Source organism: Cupriavidus sp. GW822-FHT02D05, from assembly GCF_058802485.1.
In genome coordinates, this window is sequence record NZ_JBXAOE010000043.1 from 36,331 (window position 1) to 60,273 (window position 23,943).

20 protein-coding genes are annotated in these 23,943 nt (G+C 66.5%); 11 read left to right on the plus strand and 9 right to left on the minus strand.

The genetic code is table 11. The features are described from left to right. Positions 1-182: 182 nt before the first annotated feature. The gene (gene polA / locus AC1RQK_RS36630; RefSeq protein WP_492373996.1) at positions 183-2,996 is read right to left on the minus strand and encodes a DNA polymerase I; all 2,814 of its coding nucleotides are present in this window, start codon (positions 2,994-2,996) and stop codon (positions 183-185) included. Positions 2,997-3,000: 4 nt separating this feature from the next. Here polA and AC1RQK_RS36635 point away from each other — a divergent pair, with 4 nt between their 5' ends. The 4 genes from AC1RQK_RS36635 to AC1RQK_RS36650 all read left to right on the plus strand — a co-directional run bounded on the left by AC1RQK_RS36635 (position 3,001) and on the right by AC1RQK_RS36650 (position 6,567). Then, positions 3,001-3,939, plus strand: a complete 939-nt coding sequence (locus AC1RQK_RS36635) for an LOG family protein (protein ID WP_254615357.1) — start codon at positions 3,001-3,003, stop codon at positions 3,937-3,939. 206 nt (positions 3,940-4,145) lie between these two features. Continuing rightward, entirely contained in the window at positions 4,146-4,580 is a 435-nt protein-coding gene (locus tag AC1RQK_RS36640; protein ID WP_492373995.1) for a hypothetical protein, read from the plus strand. Positions 4,581-4,777: 197 nt separating this feature from the next. After that, positions 4,778-5,761 carry a homoserine kinase gene (locus AC1RQK_RS36645; protein WP_492814296.1) on the plus strand — a complete coding sequence of 328 codons (984 nt, stop codon included), beginning with the start codon at positions 4,778-4,780 and terminating at the stop codon, positions 5,759-5,761. Positions 5,762-5,766: 5 nt separating this feature from the next. After that, positions 5,767-6,567 carry a BPSS1780 family membrane protein gene (locus tag AC1RQK_RS36650; protein WP_006159000.1) on the plus strand — a complete coding sequence of 267 codons (801 nt, stop codon included), beginning with the start codon at positions 5,767-5,769 and terminating at the stop codon, positions 6,565-6,567. Between the two features lie 45 nt (positions 6,568-6,612). On the opposite strand, the gene AC1RQK_RS36655 is transcribed toward AC1RQK_RS36650, so the two are convergent. Further along, complete coding sequence (locus AC1RQK_RS36655; RefSeq protein WP_492814299.1) at positions 6,613-7,413, minus strand: amidohydrolase family protein; 801 nt, start codon at positions 7,411-7,413, stop codon at positions 6,613-6,615. 127 nt (positions 7,414-7,540) lie between these two features. On the opposite strand from AC1RQK_RS36655, the gene AC1RQK_RS36660 reads away from it, so the two are divergent. Further along, complete coding sequence (locus AC1RQK_RS36660; RefSeq protein ID WP_492814300.1) at positions 7,541-8,308, plus strand: GntR family transcriptional regulator; 768 nt, start codon at positions 7,541-7,543, stop codon at positions 8,306-8,308. A 63-nt stretch (positions 8,309-8,371) separates the two neighbouring features. Next, a complete protein-coding gene (locus AC1RQK_RS36665) occupies positions 8,372-9,349 on the plus strand; it encodes a tripartite tricarboxylate transporter substrate binding protein (RefSeq protein WP_492814302.1) in 978 nt (325 codons plus the stop codon). A gap of 33 nt (positions 9,350-9,382) precedes the next feature. Here the strand turns inward: AC1RQK_RS36665 and AC1RQK_RS36670 are convergent, their stop codons facing one another. Next, on the minus strand, positions 9,383-11,749 hold the full coding sequence (locus AC1RQK_RS36670; RefSeq protein WP_492373991.1) for a UvrD-helicase domain-containing protein: 2,367 nt from the start codon (positions 11,747-11,749) through the stop codon (positions 9,383-9,385). A 322-nt stretch (positions 11,750-12,071) separates the two neighbouring features. Here AC1RQK_RS36670 and AC1RQK_RS36675 point away from each other — a divergent pair, with 322 nt between their 5' ends. Beyond that, positions 12,072-14,939 carry a valine--tRNA ligase gene (locus AC1RQK_RS36675; RefSeq protein WP_492814305.1) on the plus strand — a complete coding sequence of 956 codons (2,868 nt, stop codon included), beginning with the start codon at positions 12,072-12,074 and terminating at the stop codon, positions 14,937-14,939. A 52-nt stretch (positions 14,940-14,991) separates the two neighbouring features. Next, positions 14,992-15,870 (plus strand): UTP--glucose-1-phosphate uridylyltransferase GalU, encoded by an 879-nt coding sequence (gene galU, locus AC1RQK_RS36680; protein WP_459371554.1) that lies wholly within the window; start codon positions 14,992-14,994, stop codon positions 15,868-15,870. A gap of 92 nt (positions 15,871-15,962) precedes the next feature. Here galU and AC1RQK_RS36685 read toward each other — a convergent pair whose 3' ends face one another. The 6 genes from AC1RQK_RS36685 to AC1RQK_RS36710 form a co-directional block, all read right to left on the minus strand. Further along, positions 15,963-16,190, minus strand: a complete 228-nt coding sequence (locus AC1RQK_RS36685) for a sulfurtransferase TusA family protein (protein ID WP_043348346.1) — start codon at positions 16,188-16,190, stop codon at positions 15,963-15,965. A 110-nt stretch (positions 16,191-16,300) separates the two neighbouring features. Continuing rightward, positions 16,301-16,888 carry an NUDIX hydrolase gene (locus AC1RQK_RS36690; protein WP_043348348.1) on the minus strand — a complete coding sequence of 196 codons (588 nt, stop codon included), beginning with the start codon at positions 16,886-16,888 and terminating at the stop codon, positions 16,301-16,303. A 55-nt stretch (positions 16,889-16,943) separates the two neighbouring features. Next, positions 16,944-17,975: a threonine aldolase family protein gene (locus AC1RQK_RS36695; protein WP_492376618.1), complete on the minus strand. Its 1,032-nt coding sequence runs from the start codon at positions 17,973-17,975 to the stop codon at positions 16,944-16,946. Between the two features lie 110 nt (positions 17,976-18,085). Continuing rightward, positions 18,086-18,274, minus strand: coding sequence for a 4-oxalocrotonate tautomerase (locus AC1RQK_RS36700; RefSeq protein WP_043348354.1), 189 nt, complete (start codon positions 18,272-18,274; stop codon positions 18,086-18,088). A 96-nt stretch (positions 18,275-18,370) separates the two neighbouring features. Continuing rightward, positions 18,371-19,144, minus strand: a complete 774-nt coding sequence (locus AC1RQK_RS36705; RefSeq protein ID WP_492376619.1) for a class II aldolase/adducin family protein — start codon at positions 19,142-19,144, stop codon at positions 18,371-18,373. Between the two features lie 131 nt (positions 19,145-19,275). Then, positions 19,276-20,487: a YbfB/YjiJ family MFS transporter gene (locus AC1RQK_RS36710; protein WP_492814309.1), complete on the minus strand. Its 1,212-nt coding sequence runs from the start codon at positions 20,485-20,487 to the stop codon at positions 19,276-19,278. A gap of 122 nt (positions 20,488-20,609) precedes the next feature. On the opposite strand from AC1RQK_RS36710, the gene AC1RQK_RS36715 reads away from it, so the two are divergent. From AC1RQK_RS36715 to AC1RQK_RS36725, 3 genes are all read left to right on the plus strand, one after another. After that, positions 20,610-21,488 (plus strand): LysR family transcriptional regulator, encoded by an 879-nt coding sequence (locus AC1RQK_RS36715; RefSeq protein ID WP_492376620.1) that lies wholly within the window; start codon positions 20,610-20,612, stop codon positions 21,486-21,488. 94 nt (positions 21,489-21,582) lie between these two features. Continuing rightward, the gene (locus tag AC1RQK_RS36720; RefSeq protein WP_492376621.1) at positions 21,583-23,028 is read left to right on the plus strand and encodes an NfeD family protein; all 1,446 of its coding nucleotides are present in this window, start codon (positions 21,583-21,585) and stop codon (positions 23,026-23,028) included. A gap of 2 nt (positions 23,029-23,030) precedes the next feature. After that, on the plus strand, positions 23,031-23,792 hold the full coding sequence (locus AC1RQK_RS36725; RefSeq protein WP_183036254.1) for a slipin family protein: 762 nt from the start codon (positions 23,031-23,033) through the stop codon (positions 23,790-23,792). Positions 23,793-23,943: the final 151 nt, after the last annotated feature.

Genomic DNA, 23,943 nt, shown 5'->3' on the forward strand with positions numbered 1-23,943 from the left:
CGATATTCTTTTGCGGGGCCTGACGCGAGCCAGTGACCTCGGCTTTTCATCAGTCTGCTGCACAGCAGCACAACTGGCAAGACGCCATTCACCGATTCAGCGGTCGCTTCAATCGAAACCAGGATGCAGGAATACCGGGACGGGTGCAATCCCGGGGCGGCCCCGAAGGCCGCCCCGCGCGCTTAGTGGGCCTCCTCCCAGTTGCTGCCGGCGCCAACCTCGGCCACCAGCGGCACACGCAGTTCAGCCACGTTGCACATCAGTTCCGGCAACTTCACCTTGACCAGTTCCAGCTCGGCCTGCGGCACTTCCAGCACCAGTTCATCGTGCACCTGCATGACCTGGCGCGTGCCCAGGCCATCGCGTTCCAGCCAGTCCTGCACCGCGATCATCGACAGCTTGATCAGGTCGGCGGCAGTACCCTGCATCGGCGCGTTGATGGCGGCGCGCTCGGCGCCCTGGCGGCGCGGGCCGTTACCGCCATTGATGTCCGGCAGCCACAGGCGGCGCCCGAACACGGTCTCGACGAAGCCCTGCTCGCGCGCGGTCTGGCGCGTTTCTTCCATGTACCGCGCCACGCCGGGATAGCGCATGAAATAGCGGTCGATGTAGTGCTTGGCAGCCTCGCGCTCGATGCCGAGGTTGCCGGCCAGGCCGAAGGCGCTCATGCCGTAGATCAGGCCGAAGTTGATGACCTTGGCATAGCGGCGCTGCTCGCTGCTGACGGCATCCGGCGCCACGCCGAAGATCTCCGCGGCGGTGGCGCGGTGCACGTCCTCGCCCTCGGCGAACGAGCGCATCAGGTTCTCGTCGCCAGAGATATGGGCCATGATGCGCAACTCGATCTGCGAGTAGTCGGCCGACACGATCACGTTGCCCGGCCCGGCGATAAAGGCCTCGCGGATGCGCCGGCCTTCCTCGGTGCGCACCGGGATGTTCTGCAGGTTGGGCTCGGTGGAAGCCAGCCGGCCGGTCACCGCCGTGGTCTGCCCGTAGCTGGTATGCACGCGGCCGGTGGCCGGGTTGACCATCTTCGGCAGCTTGTCGGTGTAGGTGGACTTGAGCTTGGACAGGCCGCGATAGTCCAGCAGCAGCTTGGGCAGCGGGTAATCCTCGGCCAGCTTCTGCAACACCTCTTCGTCGGTGGATGGCGCACCGCTGGCGGTCTTCTTGACCACCGGCAGCTTCATCTGGCCGAACAGGATCTCGCCGATCTGCTTGGGCGAGCCCAGGTTGAAAGGCTGGCCCGCGGCCTCGTACGCGGCCTGCTCCAGCGTCAGCATGCGCTGGCCGAGCTGCGTGCTTTGCGCGCCCAGGCGCTCGGCGTCGATCAGCACGCCGTTGCGCTCGATCTTCTGCAGCACCACCGAGACCGGCATCTCGATCTTTTCGTAGACGTAATGCACCCCCGGCAACGCCTCGACCTGCGGGTACATGTTGCAATGCAGGCGCAGCGTGACGTCGGCATCCTCGGCCGCGTACTCGGTGGCGCGCGCGATGTCGATCTGGTCAAAGCCGATCTGGCTCGCGCCCTTGCCGCACACTTCCTCGTAGCTGATGGTCTTCAGGCCAAGCAGGCGCTCGGCCAGGCTGTCCATGCCATGGTTGCGATGGGACGCCAGCACGTAGCTCTGCAGCATGGTGTCGTGCACGATGCCGCGCAGGCTGACGCCGTGATTGGCAAAGACATGGGAATCGTACTTCAGGTTCTGGCCGACCTTGCCGCGCGACGGGTCTTCGAGCCAGGCGCGCATGCGTGCCAGCACGGCCTCGCGCGTGAGCTGGCCATTGGCTTCCAGGCCCACCACGTCCGGGCCGCGGTGCGCCACCGGGATATAGCAGGCTTCGCCTGGCTCGATCGACAGCGAGATGCCGACCAGCTGGGCCTGCAGCGGGTCCAGCGAAGTGGTCTCGGTATCGATGGACACCAGCGGCGCGGTTTCGATGCGCCGCATCCAGGCCTCCAGCGCCGCCTCGGTGGCCACGGTTTCATAGCGGATCTGGGCCGGGGCCGGGGCGCTGTCGAACAGGCCGCCCTGGGCCGGACCCGGGTCGGCTCCCGCCGCGGCGGCGCCGGCCGCAGGCGGCGCCGCGCTTGCGCGTGCCTGGGCGCGCGGGTTGGGCAGGCTTTCGCCGGTGGCCTCGCGCAGCCAGGTCTTGAATCCATAGCGCGCAAAGAAGTCAATCAGCTTGTCCTTGTCCTCGCTGCCACCCTCAAGCTGGTGGAAGTCGGCCAGCGAGCTCGTCAGGTCGCAATCGGTCTTGACCGTCACCAGCTCGCGCGCCTTGGGCAGCCACGCCAGTGTGTTGCGCAGGTTCTCGCCCACCACGCCCTTGATGCCGGGGGCATTGGCCATGACATCGTCGAGCGTGCCGTACTCGGTCAGCCATTTGACCGCGGTCTTGGGGCCCACCTTGGGCACGCCGGGCACGTTGTCCACGGCGTCGCCAATCAGCGAGAGATAGTCGACGATGCGCACCGGCGGCACGCCGAACTTGGCGGCCACGCCGGGCGGGTCGAGGATTTCCCCGCTCATGGTATTGACCAGCGTGACGTGGTCGTCGACCAGTTGCGCCAGGTCCTTGTCACCGGTGGAGACCACCGTGCGCATGCCTTCGGCGGTGGCCCGGCGCGCCAGCGTGCCGATCACGTCGTCCGCCTCCACGCCTTCCACCACCACGATGGGCCAGCCCAGCGCGCGCACCGCTTCGTGGATCGGCTCGATCTGCTTGGCCAGGTCCTCGGGCATCGACGGGCGATGCTCCTTGTAGGCCGGATACAGGTCGTCGCGGAAGGTCTTACCCTTGGCGTCGAACACGCAGGCGCTATACTCTGCCGGGAAATCGCTGCGCAGCTTGCGCAGCATATTGATCATGCCGTAGATTGCCCCTGTGGGCAGGCCCTCACCGTTCCTCAGGTCCGGCAGAGCGTGATACGCACGATACAGATAGCTCGACCCATCGACGAGCAAGAGTGTTTTTGGACTATCCGACATTCCCATGGACTCAAAATTGACTGGTGCCGCCGCAGGCGGTGCGAACGCCGCCCCCCCTTCCGACGCAGCCGGCGCCGATAACCCGGCGGCAGCCCTCAAGCAGGCCGCGCAAGGCAGTATTACCACCGCGGCCGATATGGATGTGAACGTGACGGTCAGCGCCGCTGCCGATGGCCCGGGAGATACGTCTCCCGCCGCCGGCATCCGCGCCAACCCACGCAAGATGATTCCCAGCCTGCGTGCGCTGGCCGACGAAGACCGCGCGACAGCAAAGAAGGCGCGCGCTTCGTGGCAAATGTTCACGATTATGGCAGAGTTCATCGAGGCGACCGAGTACCTTTCGGAGATCCGCCCGGCGGTATCGATCTACGGTAGCGCGCGCCTGCGCGAGGATTCACCTTACTACCAGCGCACCATCGAGATCGCCCGCCTGTTCTCCGACGCCGGCTTCGCGGTGATCTCGGGCGGCGGCCCGGGCATCATGGAGGCGGCCAACAAGGGCGCCCACGCGGGCAAGTCAGCCAGCGTGGGCCTGAACATCGAGCTTCCGCACGAGCAGCAAGGCAATCCCTACCAGGACATCGCCATGCGCTTTCGCCACTTCTTCACGCGCAAGGTCACCTTCGTCAAGAATTCGGACGCCTTTATCGTGATGCCGGGCGGTTTCGGCACGCTGGATGAGCTGGCCGAAGTGCTGACGCTGGTGCAGACCGGCAAGTCCCGCGCCGTGCCGGTGGTGCTGTTCGGCAGCCGCTTCTGGAAGGGCCTGCTTGACTGGTTCCGCTTCACCCTGCTGCCGATGGGCCTGATCGCCGAGCATGACCTCGACCTGATGAAGATCGTGGACGAGCCGCACGAAGTGCTCGAAGCGGTATATGAGTACTACGAGCAGCGCGGTGGCGACAACCCGATCCCGCCCAAGGAAGAGATGTTCTACCTGTAAGCCAGGTAGAACAGGCCCGCCAGGCTGCTTCCGCGCGCGCCACCCGCCCCGCAAAGGTGCCCGCAGGGTCACCGCAAGGGGCCCGGCGCGGGCAGGAATTGCTAGAATGGAAGCCTGACACACTGCCAAAGCCCGGCGCCGCCGGGCTGCAGCGCCATTTGTGGCGCAGCATGCCCCCGGCCTGCTGCGCCGCGCAGGAGCCTTCAATGACCTCCCCCTCACTCCTGGCCACCGCCCGCGCGCAAGCGCCGGAGCCGCTTGGAGCCCCTCGTCCGGCCGCCCTGCGCGCGCTGGCTTTTGCAGCATTGGTGGCGCTTGGCGCCCCGGCCGCGGTGATGGCGCAGCCGGCCGAGCAGGCAGGCGGCGCGCTGACCCAGCAAGAGCTGAACCAGATCAACAACCGGCCGATCACCTCGCCGGCCAAGACCCAGCTGAACCAGCCGCGCGAACCGAGCTTCCAGCTCAATGAGCGGGATGGCACCCAGATCCGGGAATACAAGAACAAAGGCCAGGCCACCGATATCGAGGTCAAGTCCGGCATGGGCACCAAATACCAGATGAGCAAGCCGGAAGACAGCTCGCCGAAGATCCGGGACCACGACACGAACCGCGTACCATCGGTCAAAGTGCTGCAATTCTGAGCGTCGGCGTGCCGGGTTTTAGCACCCCGGCTCCCGGGTCCTGGTTTTCGCTTCTGCTACTTGTTTTCTGTTTTCCGATTTCACACGACCCCGCCAGATGATCACGGCGGGGCCGCGCCGGCGCTTCCGGCATCCGTGCCGCGAAAGCCAAGCTCTGCTTGCGCCCGCCGCCATCCGTTTCGATTCACACAAAGAGTATGGCCGTATTCACCACGGTCTCGCCGGACGAGATCGCCAGTTGGCTCCTTGATTACAACCTGGGCGAAATGCGCGACTTGCGCGGCATTGCCTCAGGCATCGAGAACAGTAACTTCTTCCTGACCATGGAGCAGGACGGTGTCACACGCGAGTACGTGCTGACCATCTTCGAGCGCCTGACGTTCGAGCAACTGCCGTATTACCTGCACCTGATGGCCCACCTGGCCGCGCACGACATCCGCGTGCCGGCGCCCATCCCGGGGCGCGACGGCGAGATCCTGCGTGCCCTCAAGGGCAAGCCGGCGACCATCGTCACGCGCCTGCCGGGCGGCTCGCAGCTGACGCCAGGCGTGGGGCACTGCGCGCAAGTGGGTGACATGCTCGCCCGCATGCACCTTGCCGGCCAGAGCTATCCGCGCCAGCAGCCCAACCTGCGCAGCCTGCCGTGGTGGCAGCAAACGGAAGGCGAGATCCTGCCCTTCCTGGATGCCGGCCAGCAAGCGTTGTTGCGCGAGGAACTGGCCCACCAGACCGCTTTCTTCGGCGGCGCGGAGTACGCGGCGCTGCCCGGCGGCCCTTGCCATTGCGACCTGTTCCGTGACAACGCGCTGTTCGAGGCTGGCCCGGCGGGGCAGGAGAAACTGGGGGGCTTCTTCGATTTCTACTTCGCCGGCAACGACAAGTGGCTGTTCGACCTGGCCGTCACCGTCAACGACTGGTGCATCGACCTGGCCAGCGGCGCGCTCGACGCCGCCCGCGGCCAGGCCTTGCTGCGGGCTTATCATGCCGTGAGGCCGCTGGGCCCCATCGAGGCGCAGCACTGGCGCGACATGCTGCGCGCCGGCGCACTGCGCTTCTGGATTTCCCGCCTGTGGGACTTCTACCTGCCACGCGAGGCCGACATGCTGCAACCGCATGACCCGACCCACTTTGAACGCATCCTGCGCCGGCGCATCGAAGCCGCCGCGCTGCCCTGGACCTGACCGTCATGCAATTACTGGAAGTCTCCGCCAAGGAAGGTTATGTCTGGTTCCGCCAGGGTGTCTGGCTGTTCCGCAAGAATCCGCTCGCCTTCCTGATGCTGTTGTTTGTCTACCTGATCGCCGCGCAACTGGCCGTGTTCGTGCCGCTGATCGGCATCATCGCGCTGCTGGTGGTCACCCCGGGCCTGTCGGTCGGCATCATGACCGCCTGCCGCGAGGTGATCCTGAACAAGCGCGTGCTGCCGACCGTATTACTGGCGGGATTTCGCGGCAACGGCAAGCAGGCAAGCCGCAACCTGCTGGTGCTGGGTGGCATCTACGCAGGCCTGGTCTTCGTGCTGAGCCTCATCGCGGGCAGCCTGGTGGACATCAGCACGCTGGTGCCGATCCTGCTCAAGGAAGAAGCGCCGTCGGCGGAATCCGTGCGGCAGCTTTACTTCGCGCTGATGATCGGGGCCGCGTTGTACACGCCGATTGCCATGCTGTTCTGGTTTGCGCCGCTGCTCACCGCGTGGCACAACGTGCCGCCGGTCAAAGCACTGTTCTTCAGCTGGACCGCGTGCTGGCGCAACCGTGGCGCGTTCCTGGCCTATGGCGTGGTGTTCGCGGTCTTGCTGGTGGCGGTGCCGTTCTTCCTGGAGGCGTTGTTCGGCGCATTGGGGGCTGAGGCGGTGCTGTCCTTCCTGGTCACGCCGTACTCGCTGCTGATGCTGGCGATCATGTATTGCTCGTTCTACGCCACTTACCGCGGCTGCTTCAATGTCGTGCCGGAAGAAGCCGCCGGCAGGCCGGACCTGGCCGCCTGAAGGCAGGTCACGCCGCGGCCACCCGGGTCACCCGGGTCACGCGGCTCACAGGCCGAACAGCCGGGCCGCGTTTCGGTCCGGCGCCTCGCACAGCGGGCCCAGCCACTCCCACACCTTGCACTGCAGGCCGGCATAGCCGGCCTCGGCCTCGTGATTGGTCCAAGGCCAGTCCGATCCCCATAGCAAGCCTTGCTCGCCCAGGCAGTGGTGCCAGCCAGCCACCACGCCTGCCAGGTCCGCCGCCACGCGATACGGCGCGCTCAGCTTGACGTAGACCTCCCTCTGCCCGCGCCAGTGTGCGGCACAAGCCAGCATCGGCGCATCTGCCTGCGCGCCCGGCGCGGGCTTGCCGAAATGATCCAGCACCAGCGCGATCGGCACCGCCGGCAGCCAGGCCCGCAGCTCGTTGAGCCGGCCCGGATCGGTGTGCAACTCCAGGTGCCAGCCCAGCGCGTGGGCCGCCTCCAGCAGCGCGGGCCAGCGCGCATCCCGCCATGATGCGTCGTCGTGCCGCCCCACCATATTCCAGCGCAGGCCGCGCACGCCCAGGCCATGCAGCCGCGCCAGCTCGCCGGCGGATGCCTCCGGGCCCACCACGCAAACACCACGCAGCGCGGGTGAAGCCGCCAGCGCCGCTTCCAGCTCGCTGTTGTCGCAGCCAAAAAAACTTGGCTGCACCACCACGCCCGCGCGCACGCCATGCGCCCCGGAAATGGCTTGCCACTGCGCCAGGCTGGCGCCGTAGGCGGGCCGGTAGCGCGCCCCGCCCACGGCGGGAGCCTCGGCGGAAAACACGTGGAAATGGGAATCGATCTGGAACATGTTCTGGCCCAAGGAATGGCGCATGCCGCCATGAATGGTAGCGCCGGTTGACACCCACGCCCCTCCATTCTATGCTCTAGTCCTATAGATGACTAGAGCCCACCTCTCTCCCCGAACAGGCACCGCTGCCGGGGCACGCATGGAGACACGAATGCCAGACCGTTCCGCCCTGCCCGACCCGACGGGAGCCGGCCTCGACGCCACGCCAGCCAGCCTGGCGGCGCCGCGCTGGGCCCGCATCGCGACCGCGCTCAAGGGCCGCATCCTGGCCGGCGAATGGGCTTCCGGCACCGCCATTGCGGCCGAGAGCGCACTGGCGGAGCACTACGGCGTGGCGCTGGGCACCATGCGCGCCGCCATCCAGGCACTGGTGGACGAAGGCTTGCTGGAACGCGTGCATGGCCGCGGCACCTTTGTGCGCGGCGCGCTGACCGGCGCCACCATGGCGCGGTTCTTCCGCTTTGGCGATGCCGGCTCGGAGATTCCCGAGTCGCGCATCGTGTCGCTGCGCACGCTGGCGGCGCCGGCGGATGTCGCCGTGCAGCTTGGCCTGGCTGCGGGAACGCCGGTGTTGCGCGTATTGCGCCAGCGCGGCTGGGAAGGCCAGGTCCGCCTGCTCGAGACCATCTGGCTGCCGGCGCTGCTGTTCGGCACGTTGGCCACGCTCAAGCCGGCCGAGTTCGCGCCCCTGCTCTACCCGATGTATGCCGAGCGTTGCGGCGTCACGGTCGGCCGCGCCGTCGACGACCTGCGCTTCACCCGGCTTGGCGCACGCGAGGCCGCCCAGCTGAGCTTGCCAGAAGGCCATCCCGCGCTGTCGGTCAGCCGCGTGGCGTTTGACCTGGCGGGCCGGCGCGTGGAGTTCCGCCAGACGCTGGGCAATGCCGACGATTTCCACTACCGCGCCGAGGTTCGCTGAGCCCCGCGCGACGCAAGCGCGGGCCGGCGCAAGCACCCAGACCTACACATTCCGAGGAGACTCATGCGATTCCCGATCCGACTTTGCGCCACCGCCCTGTTCTGGCTCGCTGCCGGCACCAGCAGCCTTGCGCACGCACAGGCCTGGCCCGCGGCCAAGCCCATCCGGCTGGTCGTCACCTACGCGCCCGGCGGCGGTGCCGATACCATGGCCCGCTTGATCTCGCCGCGCCTGGGCCAGGAGCTGGGCCAGACCATCGTGGTGGACAACCGGCCCGGCGCAGGCGGCCAGATCGGCACGGACCTGGTCGCCAAGTCCGCCCCGGACGGCTATACGGTGCTGCTCGACGCCGCCTCGTTTGCCGCCAACCCCTCGCTCTACAAGCGGCTGCCCTACGACCCGGTCAAGTCCTTCATCCCGGTCTCGGTGCTGGCGCTGTATCCCAACATGCTGGTCGTGAACCCGCAGTTCCCGGCCAAGACCACGCAGGAGTTGATCGCGATGGCACGCGCCAAGCCGGGCAGCATTGCCTATGCGTCCTCGGGCAACGGTTCGGCCCAGCACCTGGCGGGCGCGCTGTTCGCGCAGCGCATGAAGCTGGACCTGCTGCACGTGCCGTACAAGGGCGGCGGCCCGGCCATGGCCGATGTGATTGCCGGGCAGGTGCCGGTGTTCTTCGCCAACACGGCGTCGGGCCTGCAGCATGTGCGCGCGGGCAAGCTGCGCGTGCTGGGCGTGACCGGCGCCAAGCGCACGGCCATCCTGCCGGACACGCCAACGCTGGCCGAGGCAGGCGTGCCGCACTACGAGGTCTACGAGTGGAATGGCGTGTTCTTGCCGGCGGGCACGCCGCCGGAAATCGTCAAGCGCCTGTCGGATGCGATCCGCAAGGTCATCAACCTGCCGGAGAATCGCGAGCGCGTAACCAGCCTGGGCGGGGAGATCGTGGCCGGCACGCCGGCCGAGGCGGCGAAGTTCATCCAGGCCCAGACCACCGAATGGGCCAAGGTGATCAAGGAGGGCAACATCCAGCTGGACTGATCCCTCTGCCTGGTCGACTGGGCGCCCGTCCGCTCAGTCGATCGGGTCCAGCTTGGCGACCGACAGCACCAGCCATTTGGCCCCGTGGCGCTTGAACTTGATATTTGCACGGGCGGCTTCGCCCTCGCCTTCGAGCCCGGCGATCACGCCTTCGCCAAACTTGTTGTGGAACACGCTCTGGCCGATGCGCAAGCCGGAGCCGGCCTGGCGCTTGGCGTCGGCATAGCCGTTGCCGGTGTCCATGCCGCCGGTAGGCTGGGTGCCCGAATAGGGAACGTCCTCCGCCTTCTTGAACCAGTCGCGGCCCCAGCCGCCCTCGTTCTGCTGGCGGCGCTGCGAACCACCGCCGCCGCCATAGGCCTGCGCAGGCGGCATCAGCCACTTGAGCGATTCCTCAGGCAGCTCCTCGAAGAAGCGCGAGCGCACGTGATAGCGCATCTGCCCATGCAGCACGCGGCTTTGCGCGAACGAGAGATAGAGCCGCTCGCGCGCACGCGTGATGGCCACGTACATCAGGCGACGCTCTTCCTCCAGCCCGTCGGCCTCCGTGGCGCTGTTCTCGTGCGGGAACAACCCCTCTTCCAGCCCGGTGATGAAGACCGCGTTGAACTCCAGCCCCTTGGCGGCGTGCACCGTCATCATCTGCACGGCGTCCTGGCCCGCCTGCGCCTGGTTGTCGCCGGCTTCCAGCGAGGCATGGGTGAGGAAGGCAACCAGCGGGGTCATCACCGCCGGCAGCGCCTCGGGGTCCAGCACCTGCTGGGCCTGGTCGCCCTCGGCCAGCGCGGGCAGCGGCTGCGCGCCATCGCGCCCGACCGGAATCGCGCTGGCCAGCGCATCCAGCCCAAAGCCTTCCTCCGTCACGAACGCCTGCGCCGCCGTCACCAGTTCCTGCAAGTTCTCGATGCGGTCCTGGCCTTCTTTTTCAGCGCGGTAGTGCGTGATCAGGCCGCTGGTATTGGTGACGTACTCGACTGTTTCCGGCAGCGTCATGCGGCGTGTCTCGGCGCGCATCTGCTCGATCAGCCGCACAAAGGCGCCCAGCGTGCTGCCGGCCTTGCCGGGCACGAAGGCCACGGCTTCGGCCAGGGAGCAGTTGTACTGGCGCGCCGCATCCTGCAGGGCTTCGAGCGAGCGCGCGCCGATGCCGCGCGTGGGGAAATTCACCACGCGGCCAAAGGCAGCGTCGTTGCGCGGGTTTTCCAGCAACTGCAGGTAAGCCAGCGCGTGCTTGACTTCGGCACGTTCGAAGAAGCGCAAGCCGCCGTACACGCGATAGGAAATGCTGGCCGAGAACAGCGCGTGCTCGATCACCCGCGACTGCGCATTGCTGCGGTAGAGGATGGCGATCTCCGAGCGGCTCATGCCCTGCGCGATCAGGTCACGGATTTCCTCCACGATCCAGCCGGCTTCCTGGCCGTCGGTGCCGGCCTGGTACACCCGCACCGGTTCGCCGTGGCCCGCGTCGGTGCGCAGGTTCTTGCCCAGGCGGCGCGAATTGTGGGCAATCAGGTGGTTGGCTGAATCCAGGATGTGGCCATGGGAGCGGTAGTTCTGCTCCAGCTTGATCATGTGGCGCACGCGGAACTCGTGCTCGAAGTCGCGCATGTTGCCGACATTGGCGCCACGGAACGCGTAGATGCTCTGGTCGTCGTCGCCGACCGCGAACACCGCGGCCGGGTTCTGCGTGCCGAAGCCGGCCAGCATCTTGAGCCACTGGTACTGCAGCACGTTGGTGTCCTGGAACTCGTCCACCAGCACATGGCGGAAGCGGTGCTGGTAGTGCTGGCGGATCGCGTCGTTGTAGCGCAGCAGCTCGTAGCAGCGCAGCAGCAGCTCGGCGAAGTCGACCACGCCTTCGCGCTGGCACTGCACATCGTAGGCGGCGTAGAGATCGACGAAGCGGCGGTTGAAGTCGTCGTTGGCCTCCACGTCGGCCGGGCGCAGGCCTTGCTCCTTGGCGTTGTTGATGAAGTACTGCAGGTTCTTGGCCGGGTACTTCTCGTCATCCACGTTCAGCGACTTGAGCAGGCGCTTGAGGGCGGAGAGCTGGTCCTGGCTGTCGAGGATAGCAAAGGTCTGCGGCAGGCCGGCATCGCGGTAATGCGCGCGCAACATGCGGTTGCACAACCCGTGGAAGGTGCCGATCCACATGCCGCGCGTGTTGATCGGCAGCATCGACGTCAGCCGCGTCATCATTTCCTTGGCGGCCTTGTTGGTAAAGGTCACCGCCAGCAGGCCGGCGGGCGACACCCGGCCGTTCTGGATCAGCCATGCGATGCGGGTGGTCAGCACACGCGTCTTGCCGCTGCCCGCGCCAGCCAGGATCAGCGCCGGCTCGTCGGGCAAAGTGACGGCGGCTAGTTGTTCAGCATTGAGATTGGCAAGCAGGTCGGACATCGGGAAGGCCTTGTGGAGTGCCCCGAATTATACCGGGGTGCCCCCCGTGCCCGCGCGGCCCCGGCCGCCGGACAGGGGGATCGTCCGGCGGCGGGCCGGGAACCACGCAAAATGGCGCAAAAAAGCGCGGCGGATCCCCTCGCGAGAGGTAAGCAGAGCACTTTCAGGCAGGGCAATGCACCGGCAAAATGACGCCGCGCGGCCGATCCCGGGCCGAAATCGCGCGCCCCCCACCCGCCTCCCCTATAATTTGATGTTTTCCCGGCGCGTTGCCCCTGCCCGCCTGGCCCGCAGAATCCGACGTAATCATCGACATCCGAGCATGACCGCCCAAGACCAGTCCCTTGCCAAGAGCTTCGAACCCGCCGCCATTGAGGCCAAGTGGGGCCCAGAGTGGGAGAAGCGCGGCATCGCGAAGCCGACCCTCGACCCGGACCGTCCGGACTTCTGCATCCAGCTGCCGCCGCCCAATGTGACCGGCACGCTGCACATGGGCCATGCCTTCAACCAGACCATCATGGACGGCCTGGCCCGCCATGCCCGCATGAGCGGCGCCAACACCCTGTGGGTGCCGGGCACCGACCACGCCGGCATCGCCACCCAGATCGTGGTGGAGCGCCAGCTGGAAGCGCAAGGCGTATCGCGCCATGAGCTAGGCCGCGAAAAGTTCGTCGAGAAGGTGTGGGAGTGGAAGGAAGAGTCCGGCTCGACGATTACGCGCCAGATCCGCCGCATGGGCGCCTCGATCGACTGGAGCCATGAGTACTTCACGATGTCGCCGGAGATGTCCAAGGCGGTCACCGAAGTCTTCGTGCGCCTGTTCGAGCAAGGCCTGATCTACCGCGGCAAGCGCCTGGTCAACTGGGATCCGGTGCTGGGCACCGCGGTGTCCGACCTGGAAGTGGACAACGTCGAGGAAGATGGCTCGATGTGGCACATCCGCTATCCGCTGGCCGAAGCCGATACCGTGCACGGCCTGACCCACCTGACGGTGGCCACCACCCGCCCCGAGACCATGCTGGGCGACGTGGCCGTGATGGTGCACCCGGAGGACGAGCGTTATGCGCACCTGATCGGCAAGTTCGTGCGCCTGCCGCTCACCGGCCGCGATATCCCGGTGATCGCCGACGACTACGTCGACCGCGAGTTCGGCACCGGCGTGGTCAAGGTGACGCCTGCCCATGATTTCAACGACTATGCGGTTGGCCAGCGCCACAAGCTGCCGCAGCTGTCCATCCTGACGCTCGACGCCAAGATCGTCGCCGACGCGCCCGCCGCCTATGCCGGCCTGGACCGCTTCGAGGCGCGCAAGCGCATCGTGGCGGACCTGGATGCCCAGGGCCTGCTGGCCGAGGTCAAGAAGCACAAGCTGATGACGCCGCGCAGCGAGCGCACTGGCAGCGCCATCGAGCCGATGCTGACCGACCAGTGGTTCGTCGCCATGAGCAAGCCGGCGCCGGAAGGCACCTTCCACCCTGGCCGCTCGATTGCCGAAGTGGCGCTGGACGCCGTGCAGAGCGGCGAGATCAAGCTGATCCCCGATAACTGGAACAGCACCTACAACCAGTGGCTGGAGAACATCCAGGACTGGTGCATCTCGCGCCAGCTGTGGTGGGGCCACCAGATCCCGGCCTGGTACGACGAGGCCGGCAAGTGCTTTGTCGCCCGTACCGAGGAAGAGGCGCAGGCCCAGGCGCGCGCAGCCGGCAGCACCGGTCCGCTGCGCCGCGAGGACGATGTGCTCGACACCTGGTTCTCCTCGGCCCTGGTGCCCTTCTCGTCGCTGGGCTGGCCCGCCGAGACGCCGGAGTTGCAACATTTTCTACCGTCGTCGGCACTTGTTACCGGTTACGACATCATCTTCTTCTGGGTGGCGCGCATGGTCATGATGACCAAGCACTTCACCGGCAAGGTGCCGTTCCATACCGTCTATGTGCACGGTCTGGTGCGGGATTCGGAAGGCAAGAAGATGAGCAAGTCCGAGGGCAACACCCTGGACCCGGTCGACCTGATCGATGGCATCGAGCTCGAGCCGCTGCTCAAGAAGCGCACCACCGGCCTGCGCCGTCCCAAGGACGCGCCCAAGATCGAGAAAAAGACCAAGAAGGAATTCCCCGAGGGCATTCCGGCGTTCGGCGCCGATGCCCTGCGTTTCACCTTCGCCTCGCTGGCCACGCTGGGCCGTAACATCAACTTCGACACCGGCCGTTGCGAAGGCTATCGCAACTTCTGCAACAAGCTGTGGAACGCCACGCGCTTCGTGCTGATGAACACCGAAGGGCACGACTGCGGCATGGGCCCGTGCAGCAACGACTGCGGCCCCGACGGCTACCTGCATTTCTCGCAGCCGGACCGCTGGATCGTGTCGCTGCTGCAGCGCGTGGAAGCCGAAGTGGAAAAGGGCTTTGCCGAGTATCGCTTCGACAACATCGCCAGCGCCATCTACAAGTTCGTCTGGGACGAGTACTGCGACTGGTACCTGGAACTGGCCAAGGTCCAGATCCAGAACGGCACGCCCGCGCAGCAGCGCGCCACCCGCCGCACGCTGCTGCGCGTGCTGGAAACCGTGCTGCGCCTGGCCCACCCGATCATCCCCTTCATCACCGAAGAGCTGTGGCAGAAGGTAGCGCCGCTGGCCGGCCGCGCCAAGGGCGACGGCAGCGAGACGCTGGCGCTGCAGGCCTATCCCCTGCCCGCCATGGCAAAGATCGACGAGGCCGCCGAGCAATGGACCGCGCAGCTCAAGGCCGTGGTCGACGCCTGCCGCAACCTGCGCGGCGAAATGAACATCTCGCCGGCCCAGCGCATTCCGCTGTACGCTGAGGGCGACAGCGCGTTCCTGACGTCGGCCCAGGCTTATGTGCAGGCGCTGGCGAAACTTTCGGAGGTCAAGGTATTCGAAGATCAGAATGCCCTGATGGCGGAAGGTGCCGGCGCGCCGGTGGCCATCGTCGGCGGCAACCACCTGCTGCTGAAAATCGAAATCGACGTGGCCGCGGAACGCGTGCGCCTGTCCAAGGAAATAGAGCGCATCAGCGCCGAACTCGGCAAGTGCCGTGGCAAGCTGTCCAACGAGAGCTTCGTCGCCAAGGCACCGCCCGCCGTCGTCGCGCAAGAAACCCAGCGTCTGTCGGATTTCGAACAGACGCTGGTCAAGCTGCAGGATCAACTACAGCGTTTGCCGGCATGAGCTTTGCATCACCCGCAGGGTTGTCTACACCGAATTGATAAGGAAAACCGATATGGAAACCCGCGTCACCAAGGCTGTCTTCCCGGTAGCCGGTCTCGGCACTCGTTTTTTGCCGGCTACCAAGGCAAGCCCGAAGGAAATGCTGCCGGTGGTCGACAAACCCCTGATCCAGTACGCCGTGGAAGAAGCCATGGCTGCGGGCATCACCGAGATGATCTTCGTCACCGGCCGCTCCAAGCGCGCCATCGAAGATCACTTCGACAAGGCCTATGAGCTCGAAGCGGAGCTCGAGGCAAAGAACAAGCAGGCCCTGCTCAGCCTGGTGCGCTCGATCAAGCCGTCGCACGTGGAATGCTTCTATGTGCGCCAGCCCGAGGCGCTCGGCCTTGGTCATGCCGTGCTCTGCGCGGAAAAGCTGGTGGGCGACGCACCGTTCGCCGTGATGCTGGCCGATGACCTGCTGGATGGCGATCCGCCAGTCATGAAGCAGATGGTGGACATGTACGGCCACTACAACTGCTCGGTGCTGGGCGTGGAAGAGATCGCGCCGGAGCAGAGCCGCTCCTACGGCGTGGTGGATGGCCGCGAATGGGACGAAGGCGTGATCAAGGTGTCGGACATTGTCGAGAAACCGGCGCCCGAGAATGCGCCGTCCAACCTGGGCGTGGTTGGCCGCTACATCCTGACCCCGCGCATCTTCGACCATATCCGCAACCTCAAGCCGGGCGCGGGCGGCGAGTTCCAGCTCACCGATGCCATCCAGTCCCTGCTCAGCCAGGAACAGGTGCTGGCCTACCGCTACAAGGGCGTGCGCTACGACTGCGGCAGCAAGCTGGGCTACCTGAAGGCCACCGTGGAATTTGCGCTCAAGCACCCGGAGGTGATGGACGAATTCAGCACCTACCTGCGCGCGCGCGCCAATAGCATCTGAGATGCCTGAAGATCTGGAGCCATGAAAAAAGCCGCAGAAATGCGGCTTTTTTCATTTGGCGCGGGGCGCGCCCGCGTCAAGCTGTCGTTGATTTAACGCCGGCGCATGTAGAACACGAACACCTTGTCCACTTCCTGGTGCGACAGCAGTTCGTTGCCGGTCTGCTTGGCAAACGCCTGGAAATCCCGCGTGGCGCCGGGATCGGTGGCGAGAATCTTGAGAACGTCGCCGCTGGGCATGTCGGCCAGCGCCTTCTTGGTGCGCAGGATCGGCAGCGGGCAGTTCAGGCCGCGCGCATCTACTTCTTTCTGGAACTCCATTCCTCTCTTCCTTGGTTCTGTGCGCTCAGGGTCCGGCATGGCCCGTTGTGGCCGTTAGTCGCCATTAGGCCATGGGACCGTGCCTGCCGTGTCGCATCGATGACTGATGATTATGGCCGGTATTGTAGCGAAATGCCCGGCTGTCCCAGGCCTTCGCGCCGGCGCGGGTCGGGAATGTCCTCGCCAGTCTGGCGATCGAAGAACCGCACCGGATGGCCACGCGAGGCCAGCCAGTCGGCCACCGCGAAGCCCGTGCCCGCCGACCAGATCCGCATGTCCTCGGGCGCCACCAGCTTGTAGTCGGCCAATTCCTCGGACAACGCGATGGTGCCGCTCGCCTGCACATGGTAGGCGATGATCAGCTCGTTCTTGCGCATGAACTCGTACACGCCGATCAGCGATACCGAGTGCGCGTCCAGGTTGGTTTCTTCCTTGAGCTCCCGCGCCACGCCCTGCTCCGGCGTCTCGTCGCGCTCCATGAAGCCGGTCACCAGCGCGAACATTTTTTCAGGCCACGCGGCATTGCGCGCCAGCAGTAGCTTGCCTTCATATTCCACCACCGCGGCCAGCACGGGCAGCGGGTTGTTCCAGTGGACAAAGCCGCACTCTGGCTGGATGCAGGCATCACGTTCGCGCCCGGAATGCGGCAGCAATTCCAGCGGCGATCCACATTGCGGACAGTATCGGTAAACGGCCATGCGGGAGCTCCTGATTTTGTATTGTTATGTTGCCATTTTATAAGGGCGGCGGCATTCACGCGCCGCAGGCCGCGCGCATATCCGCGGCCAGCGCCTCGACGGTTTCCGGCTGCAGATCCCACGAGCACATGAAGCGGCAGCCGCCGGCGCCGATAAACGTATAGAAGCGCCAGCCCTTGGCGCGCAGCGCCTCGATGGCCGCGAGCGGCAGCTCGGCAAAGACAGCATTGGACTCGGTCGGGAACATGATGCGCACGCCGGGGATGGTGGCGATGCGCTCATGCAGCAACTGCGCCATGGCATTGGCATGGCGGGCGTTGCCGAGCCACACATCGTTCTCGAGCAAGCCCAGCCATGGGGCCGAGATAAAACGCATCTTGGAAGCCAGTTGCCCGGCCTGCTTGACGCGGTAAGCAAAGTCCTCGGCCAGCTTGCGGTCGAAGAACACCACCGCCTCGCCCACCGGCAGGCCGTTCTTGGTGCCGCCGAAGCACAGCACGTCCACGCCTGCGCGCCAGGTGATCTCCGACGGATGCACGCCCAGCGATGCCACGGCATTGGCGAAACGCGCGCCGTCCATGTGCACGCGCAACTGGCGGCGCTTGGCGATGGCGGCAATGGCTCGCACTTCCTCCACCGTGTACACCGTGCCGACCTCGGTCGACTGCGTCAGCGACACCACCTTGGGCTTGGGATAGTGGATATCGGAGCGGCGCGTCACCAGCGCTTCCACCGCTTCGGGCGTGAGCTTGCCGTTGGCGCCAGGCGCGGTCAGCAGCTTGGAGCCGTTGGAGAAGAACTCCGGGCCGCCGCACTCATCGGTCTCGATATGTGCCAGCTCATGGCAGATCACCGAGTGGTAGGACTGGCACAGCGCGGACAGCGCCAGCGAGTTCGCCGCGGTGCCGTTGAAGACGAAAAACACCTCGCAATCGGTCTGGAACAGCTCGCGGATCCGGTCACAGACTTTTTGCGTCCACGAATCGTCGCCATAGGCCTGCTCGTGGCCGCTGCCGTTGGCTTCGAGGAAATACTTGAGCGACTCCGGACAGAAGCCGGCGTAGTTGTCGGAGGCGAAATGCTGCATGGGGAGATCCGTGGCGGGTGGCGTGGCGCGTGCCATGGGCGTCGGGGCTTGTGGCCTTTGGCCCGGAGCGGTTTTTGTCTGGGGCGGTCTGCGGCGTAGCTGCGCGTGACTTACTTCTTGTCAGCCCACAGCTGGCCGCCGGTGGACCAGTTCTCGCGCTTGATGTCGGTGATGATGATATCCACGGCCGAGGCCGAGCAGCCGAGGGTTTCGCAGGTGACGCGGGTGACTTCCTCGACCAGCTTGCGCTTTTGCTCGATGGTGCGGCCTTCGAAGAGTTCTACGTGGTAAGTCGGCATGGCTTGTTTCCTGTTTCCTGTTGTCGTTTTGTTTTTCGCTGTCCGTTGCGGATTGCCCTGGCGATGCGCGGAGGGATCTGCCAGCACCCGTCAAAGTCAGTCGCGGTACGAAGCATCGATTCTATCGAGTTTGCGCAACAGCGACGGCCATTCCAGTTCGCCCTCGACGGCGCCGCCGTCGTCAAGCTGCTCGGACGCCCGTTGTGCCAGCGCATGCGGCGGCTGCACGACCTGTCCGCCAGCCTGCGCGCCAAGCTGGATCTCGCAGGCCTTGATGAGCGTCGCCATCAGCACGTACGCCTCGGCCACGGTCCGGCCAACCGTCAGCGTGCCATGGTTGCGCAGCAGCATGGCGGGATGCCGGCCGAGCGACGCGGTCAGCCGCGCGCTCTCGGCGGGCGTGAACGCCAGGCCTTCGTAGTCGTGATAGGCCAGCCGGCCATAGAAGCGCAAGGCGTGCTGCGAAAGGGCCAGCAGGCCGCAGGCCTGGGCCGATACCGACACGCCAGCGCTGTTGTGCAGGTGCATCACGCACACCGCATCGGGGCGTGCTGCATGCACCGCGCCATGCAGCGCGAAGCCGGTGACGTTGACCGCATGGGTGCTGTCGCCCACCACCTCGCCGCGGCCATTGATCTTGACCAGGTCGCTGGCGCGGATTTCGTCGAAGGCAAAGCCGAACGGATTGATCAGGAAGTGATCGGGCTCATCCGGCACAGCTGCAGAGATATGGGTGTAGATGAGGTCGTCCCAACCCTGCCGGGCGCACAAGCGGTAAGCCGCCGCCAGGTCGACGCGCATGCGCGACTCGGCTTGCGTGACGGGTTGAGTGGCGCCCGCGGCACGGGCGGGCTGCAAGGCAAAGGACATGGTTCGGCTCCTGCGCCGCGCGGGTGCCGCGCGCCGGTTCAGCCAACCGGCGCCGGGGGCGGCAAAGGCGATACTGTAGCGCAAGGCAGGCGCTGCGTCAGGACGTGCCCCGGCACCTTGGCAGGGCCGGATTATCTGCGTTGTTGCCGGCTCATCCAGGCGAAGATCGCGCCACCCAGCAACAGGGCCGCCACTGCGCAACCAAGCGAGGCGGCGAAGCCGCCGGTGCGTGCCACCAGCGCCGTGGCCAGCGGCGGCCCGACGATCTGGCCAAGGCCGTAGCTGGCGGTCATCAGGCCCATCAGGCGCTGCGCCTGTGCGCCCCACAACCGGCGCGCCTCGCGCATGGCGAACGACACCAGCGCATTGAACGGCAACCCGGCCAGCATGCTGCTGAGCGCGAAACCAGCCACCGTTGGCCAGACCACCGCGATGGCCACGCCGATCGCCTGCATCACATAGGTAAAGGCCAGCAGCCGGCGATTGTCGCGCTCCGTGCTGACGCGCGAGGCCACGAAGGCGCCAATGGTCACCCCCACGCCGAAGATGGGCCAGAACAGGTCTGCCCACAGCGAGCCCGGCATGGCCTGGCGCGCGATCACCGGCAGGAACGTGGCCGTGATGATGTAGCCGAAGCCCGCCAGGCCGTAGGCAAAGGTCAGCAGCCAGGTCTCGCGGCCCAGCCGGGGCGCCGCTTGCGCCGACGCGGCCGGGCCGGCTGCGTGCGCGGTGCGCGGCGCGGGCGTGAAGACTTGCCAGACCGCGCTGACCAGCAGCACCGCCAGCACGCCGAAGGCCAGCCAGCCCCAACTGGCCCGCCAGCCGGCGCTCACCATGGCAAAGACGGAAACGCCCGTGATAACGATGCCAATGCCCGGCCCGCAAAAGATCACGCCACCCAGCGACGCCCGGCCCAGTTCGGCCAGCCGGTGCATGCACCAGGCCGAGCCGTAGACCATGACCATCGCGCTGGCCACGCCGGCCGCGGCGCGCCACAGGCCCCAGGCCGCCATGCCGCCGGGCGCGGCCATGCCAAGCGTCAGCACGACGGTGGCCACCATGCCGAGCCGGACCATGCGCGCCGGGTCGGGCCGGATGAACAGGCAAGCGGCGGCGCCGGCGAAGTAGCCCAGGTAGTTCAGCGTGGCCAGCCAGCCGCCCTCGCCCAGCGTGACGCTGCCGTCGTGCAGCATCATGGGCAGCAGCGGCGTAAAGGCGAAGCGGCCAACGCCCATCGCCACGCCCAGCGCCACCAGCCCCGCCAAGGCCACGGCCCAGACGCCAGGCTGTGCCTGCGCCGGCGCGGCAGCGTTGCGGGGTGCCAGTGTGGATGTGGATTTCATAGGCGCATGCTACGCTCCGGTCAACGAACCGAAAAATGAATAATTGAGAACTCAATCATCTTTTTCAGAGATGATCGTTTGTTCGTCATCACTACATCATCACACCCGGCAAGGGGATCGCAATGGACCTGGCTTCCCTGGAAATCTTTCGCTGCGTCGTGGAGGAAGGCGGCATCACCCGCGCCGCCACCCGCCTGCACCGCGTGCAGTCCAACGTCACCACCCGCATCCGCCAGCTGGAGGCCTCGCTCGGCGTCGATCTGTTCCTGCGTGACGGCAAGCGCATGGTGCTGACGCCGGCCGGACAGACTTTGTTCGACTACGCCCGCCGCGTGCTGGACCTGGCCGAAGAAGCCCGCCAGGCCGTGCTGCCGGCCAGGCCGCAAGGCCGCCTGCGCATCGCCTCGATGGAGAGCACGGCGGCCAGCCGCCTGCCCGCCGTGCTGGCCGCCTATCACCAGGCGTGGCCGGACGTGGAGCTTGAGCTGGTGACCTGCCCCACGCGCCAGGCCTTGCAGGCGCTGGCGCGCTTCGAGGTGGACTGCGCCTTTGTGGCCCAGCCGCTGGACGATCCAGCGCTGGCGTCGCTGCCGGCGTTCGAGGAAGAGCTGGTGCTGATCGCCCGCGAGCGCCATGCTCCCATACACAGCGCGGCAGACCTGGAAACCCGCACCATGCTGTCGTTCGAGTCCGGCTGCAATTACCGCGGCCGGCTCGAAGCCTGGTTCGGCGCCAGCGGCAGCCCGCCGCGCCGGGTGCTGGAGCTGGGCTCGTATCACGCCATCATTGCTTGTGCCGCAGCCGGCATTGGCGTGGCGATTGTGCCGCGCTCGGTACTTGGCCTGTACCGCGACCTGCCCAAGATCAGCCTCCACGACCTCGGCCAGGCCGGCAAAGTCACCACGTTGCTGGCTTGGCATCCGGCCATGGCCAATACCGCGCTGGGCGCCTTGGCCGACACATTCCGCGCCCCACGGCCAGGACTGGCCGCGGCCGCCTGAGTCCGCCAGCTGCCGCCACACCGGGCAAGATGTGCCCGGTCGCCTACACTGGAAGTGGCGCCGCGTTTGCACTCCACGTGCCGGCGTCATTGCCATGAAGCATGTCCCGATGCTCCTGCGATGGCTTGCAACGGCCTTCTGGCTAGCCCTCGTTGCCTTGGCGGCGACGCCGCTGGTCCCCGCCACGCCGGCCAATGCGCAGGCGAGCGCGCCCGCGGCCACCGGCGCTGTCCCGCCCGTTTTCGTCATCCCGCTCAAAGGCGCGATCGGCCCGGCCAGCGCGAGCTTTATCGAGCGCGGCATGGCGCGCGCGCGCTCTGACGGCGCGCAGCTGATCGTGCTGGAAATGGACACCCCGGGCGGGCTGGACCTGTCGATGCGCGAGATCATCCAGGGCATCCTGGCCTCACCGGTACCGGTGGCGAGCTATGTCTATCCGGGCGGCGCGCGCGCGGCCAGCGCCGGCACCTACATCCTCTACGCCAGCCATATCGCCGCGATGGCGCCCGGCACCAACCTGGGCGCGGCCAGCCCGGTGCAGATCGGCATCGGCGGGCCACAGAAGCCAGAGGCGGCCCCAGCCTCCGCCCCTGCCGGCGCGCCGCCGCAGGACACCATGGAGCGCAAGCAGATGCACGACGCCTCGGCCTATATCCGCGGCCTGGCGCAATTGCGCGGGCGCAATGCCGAGTGGGGCGAACGCGCGGTGCGCGAGGCGGTCAGCCTGTCGGCCAGCGAGGCGGTCGCGCAGAAGGTCGCGGACCTGATCGCGCCCGACCTGCCTGCACTGCTGCGCGCCGTGGACGGCAAGCACATCCAGGCCGCCGGCGTGGACCGCGTGCTGCGCACGGCGCACGCGCCGGTGCAGGTGCTGGAGCCGGACTGGCGCGACAGCTTCCTGGAGGTCATCACCGATCCCAGCGTGGCGCTGATCCTGATGATGGCCGGCATCTACGGCCTGATCTTCGAGTTCTCCACGCCGGGCATGGTGGTACCCGGCATTGGCGGCGCGATCTGCCTGCTGCTGGCGCTGTTCGCGCTGCATATGCTGCCCGTCAGCTACGCGGGCCTGGGGCTGATCGCACTGGGCATCGGCTGCATGGTGGCGGAGCTATACCTGCCCACCTTTGGGGCGCTGGGCGTGGGCGGCATCATCGCCTTTATCTTTGGGGCGGTGATGCTGATCGATACGAATGTGCCCGGCTTCGGCATTCCGCTGTGGCTGATCGGCAGCCTGGCACTGGCCAGCGCGGTGTTCCTGTTCGCCGTCTGGACGCTGCTCTGGCGCGCGCGGCGCATGCCCGCGATCAACGGCGGCGACGCGATGATCGGCACGCCCGGCGTGATCCTGGACGATCTCCAGGAAGACGGCTGGGCCGAGGTGCGTGGCGAGCGCTGGCGGGTACATAGCCTGCGGCCGCTGGCGCGCGGCGAGCCGGTGCTGGTCATCGGGCGCAATGGGCTGCTGCTCGAAGTGCGCTCCCTCCACGCGTCTGGAACGACATCCGGCCCGATTCCCCCATCCACCCAAGGAGCATGATCATGGCATTTGGATTCAGCGCAGGCGGTCTGGTCTTCATCATTGCCTTGCTCATCGTTTCCTCGATCCGCGTGCTGCGCGAGTACGAACGCGGCGTGGTGTTCATGCTGGGGCGCTTCTGGAAGGTGAAAGGCCCAGGGCTGGTGATCCTGATCCCGGCGGTGCAGCAGATGGTGCGCGTGGACTTGCGTACGGTGGTGATGGACGTGCCGCCGCAAGACGTGATCTCGCGCGACAACGTGTCGGTCAAGGTGAATGCGGTGGTGTATTTCCGCGTGATCGACCCGGAGCGCGCCATCATCCAGGTGGCGAACTTCCTTGAGGCCACCAGCCAGCTGGCGCAGACCACCTTGCGCTCGGTGCTGGGCAAGCATGAGCTCGACGAGATGCTGGCCGAGCGCGAGCAGCTCAACATCGACATCCAGAAAGCGCTCGATGCCCAGACCGATAGCTGGGGCATCAAGGTCTCCAACGTGGAGATCAAGCACGTCGACCTCAACGAAACCATGATCCGCGCCATCGCGCGCCAGGCCGAGGCCGAGCGCGAACGGCGCGCCAAGGTGATTCATGCCGAGGGCGAGTTGCAGGCCTCGGTGAAGCTGCTGGAAGCCGCGCAGATGCTGGCAAGGGAACCGCAAGCGATGCAACTGCGTTATCTGCAGACGCTGACGCAGATTGCCGGCGACAAGAGCTCGACGATCGTGTTTCCGTTGCCCATCGACATCCTGACGCTGGTGGGAAAGCTGAGCCGCGAGTCGACGTGAAAAAAGGCGCCTGGGGCGCCTCAGACTGCTGACAAAGGTAGATCTGCGCAGGGGGTCACTCCCCTCTCCCGCGGGCGGGAGAGCAACCGTGTCAAGCGGGCAGTTTGTTTTCCCACGGCTGACCGGTCTTCGCCATGGTATTGAGGACCGT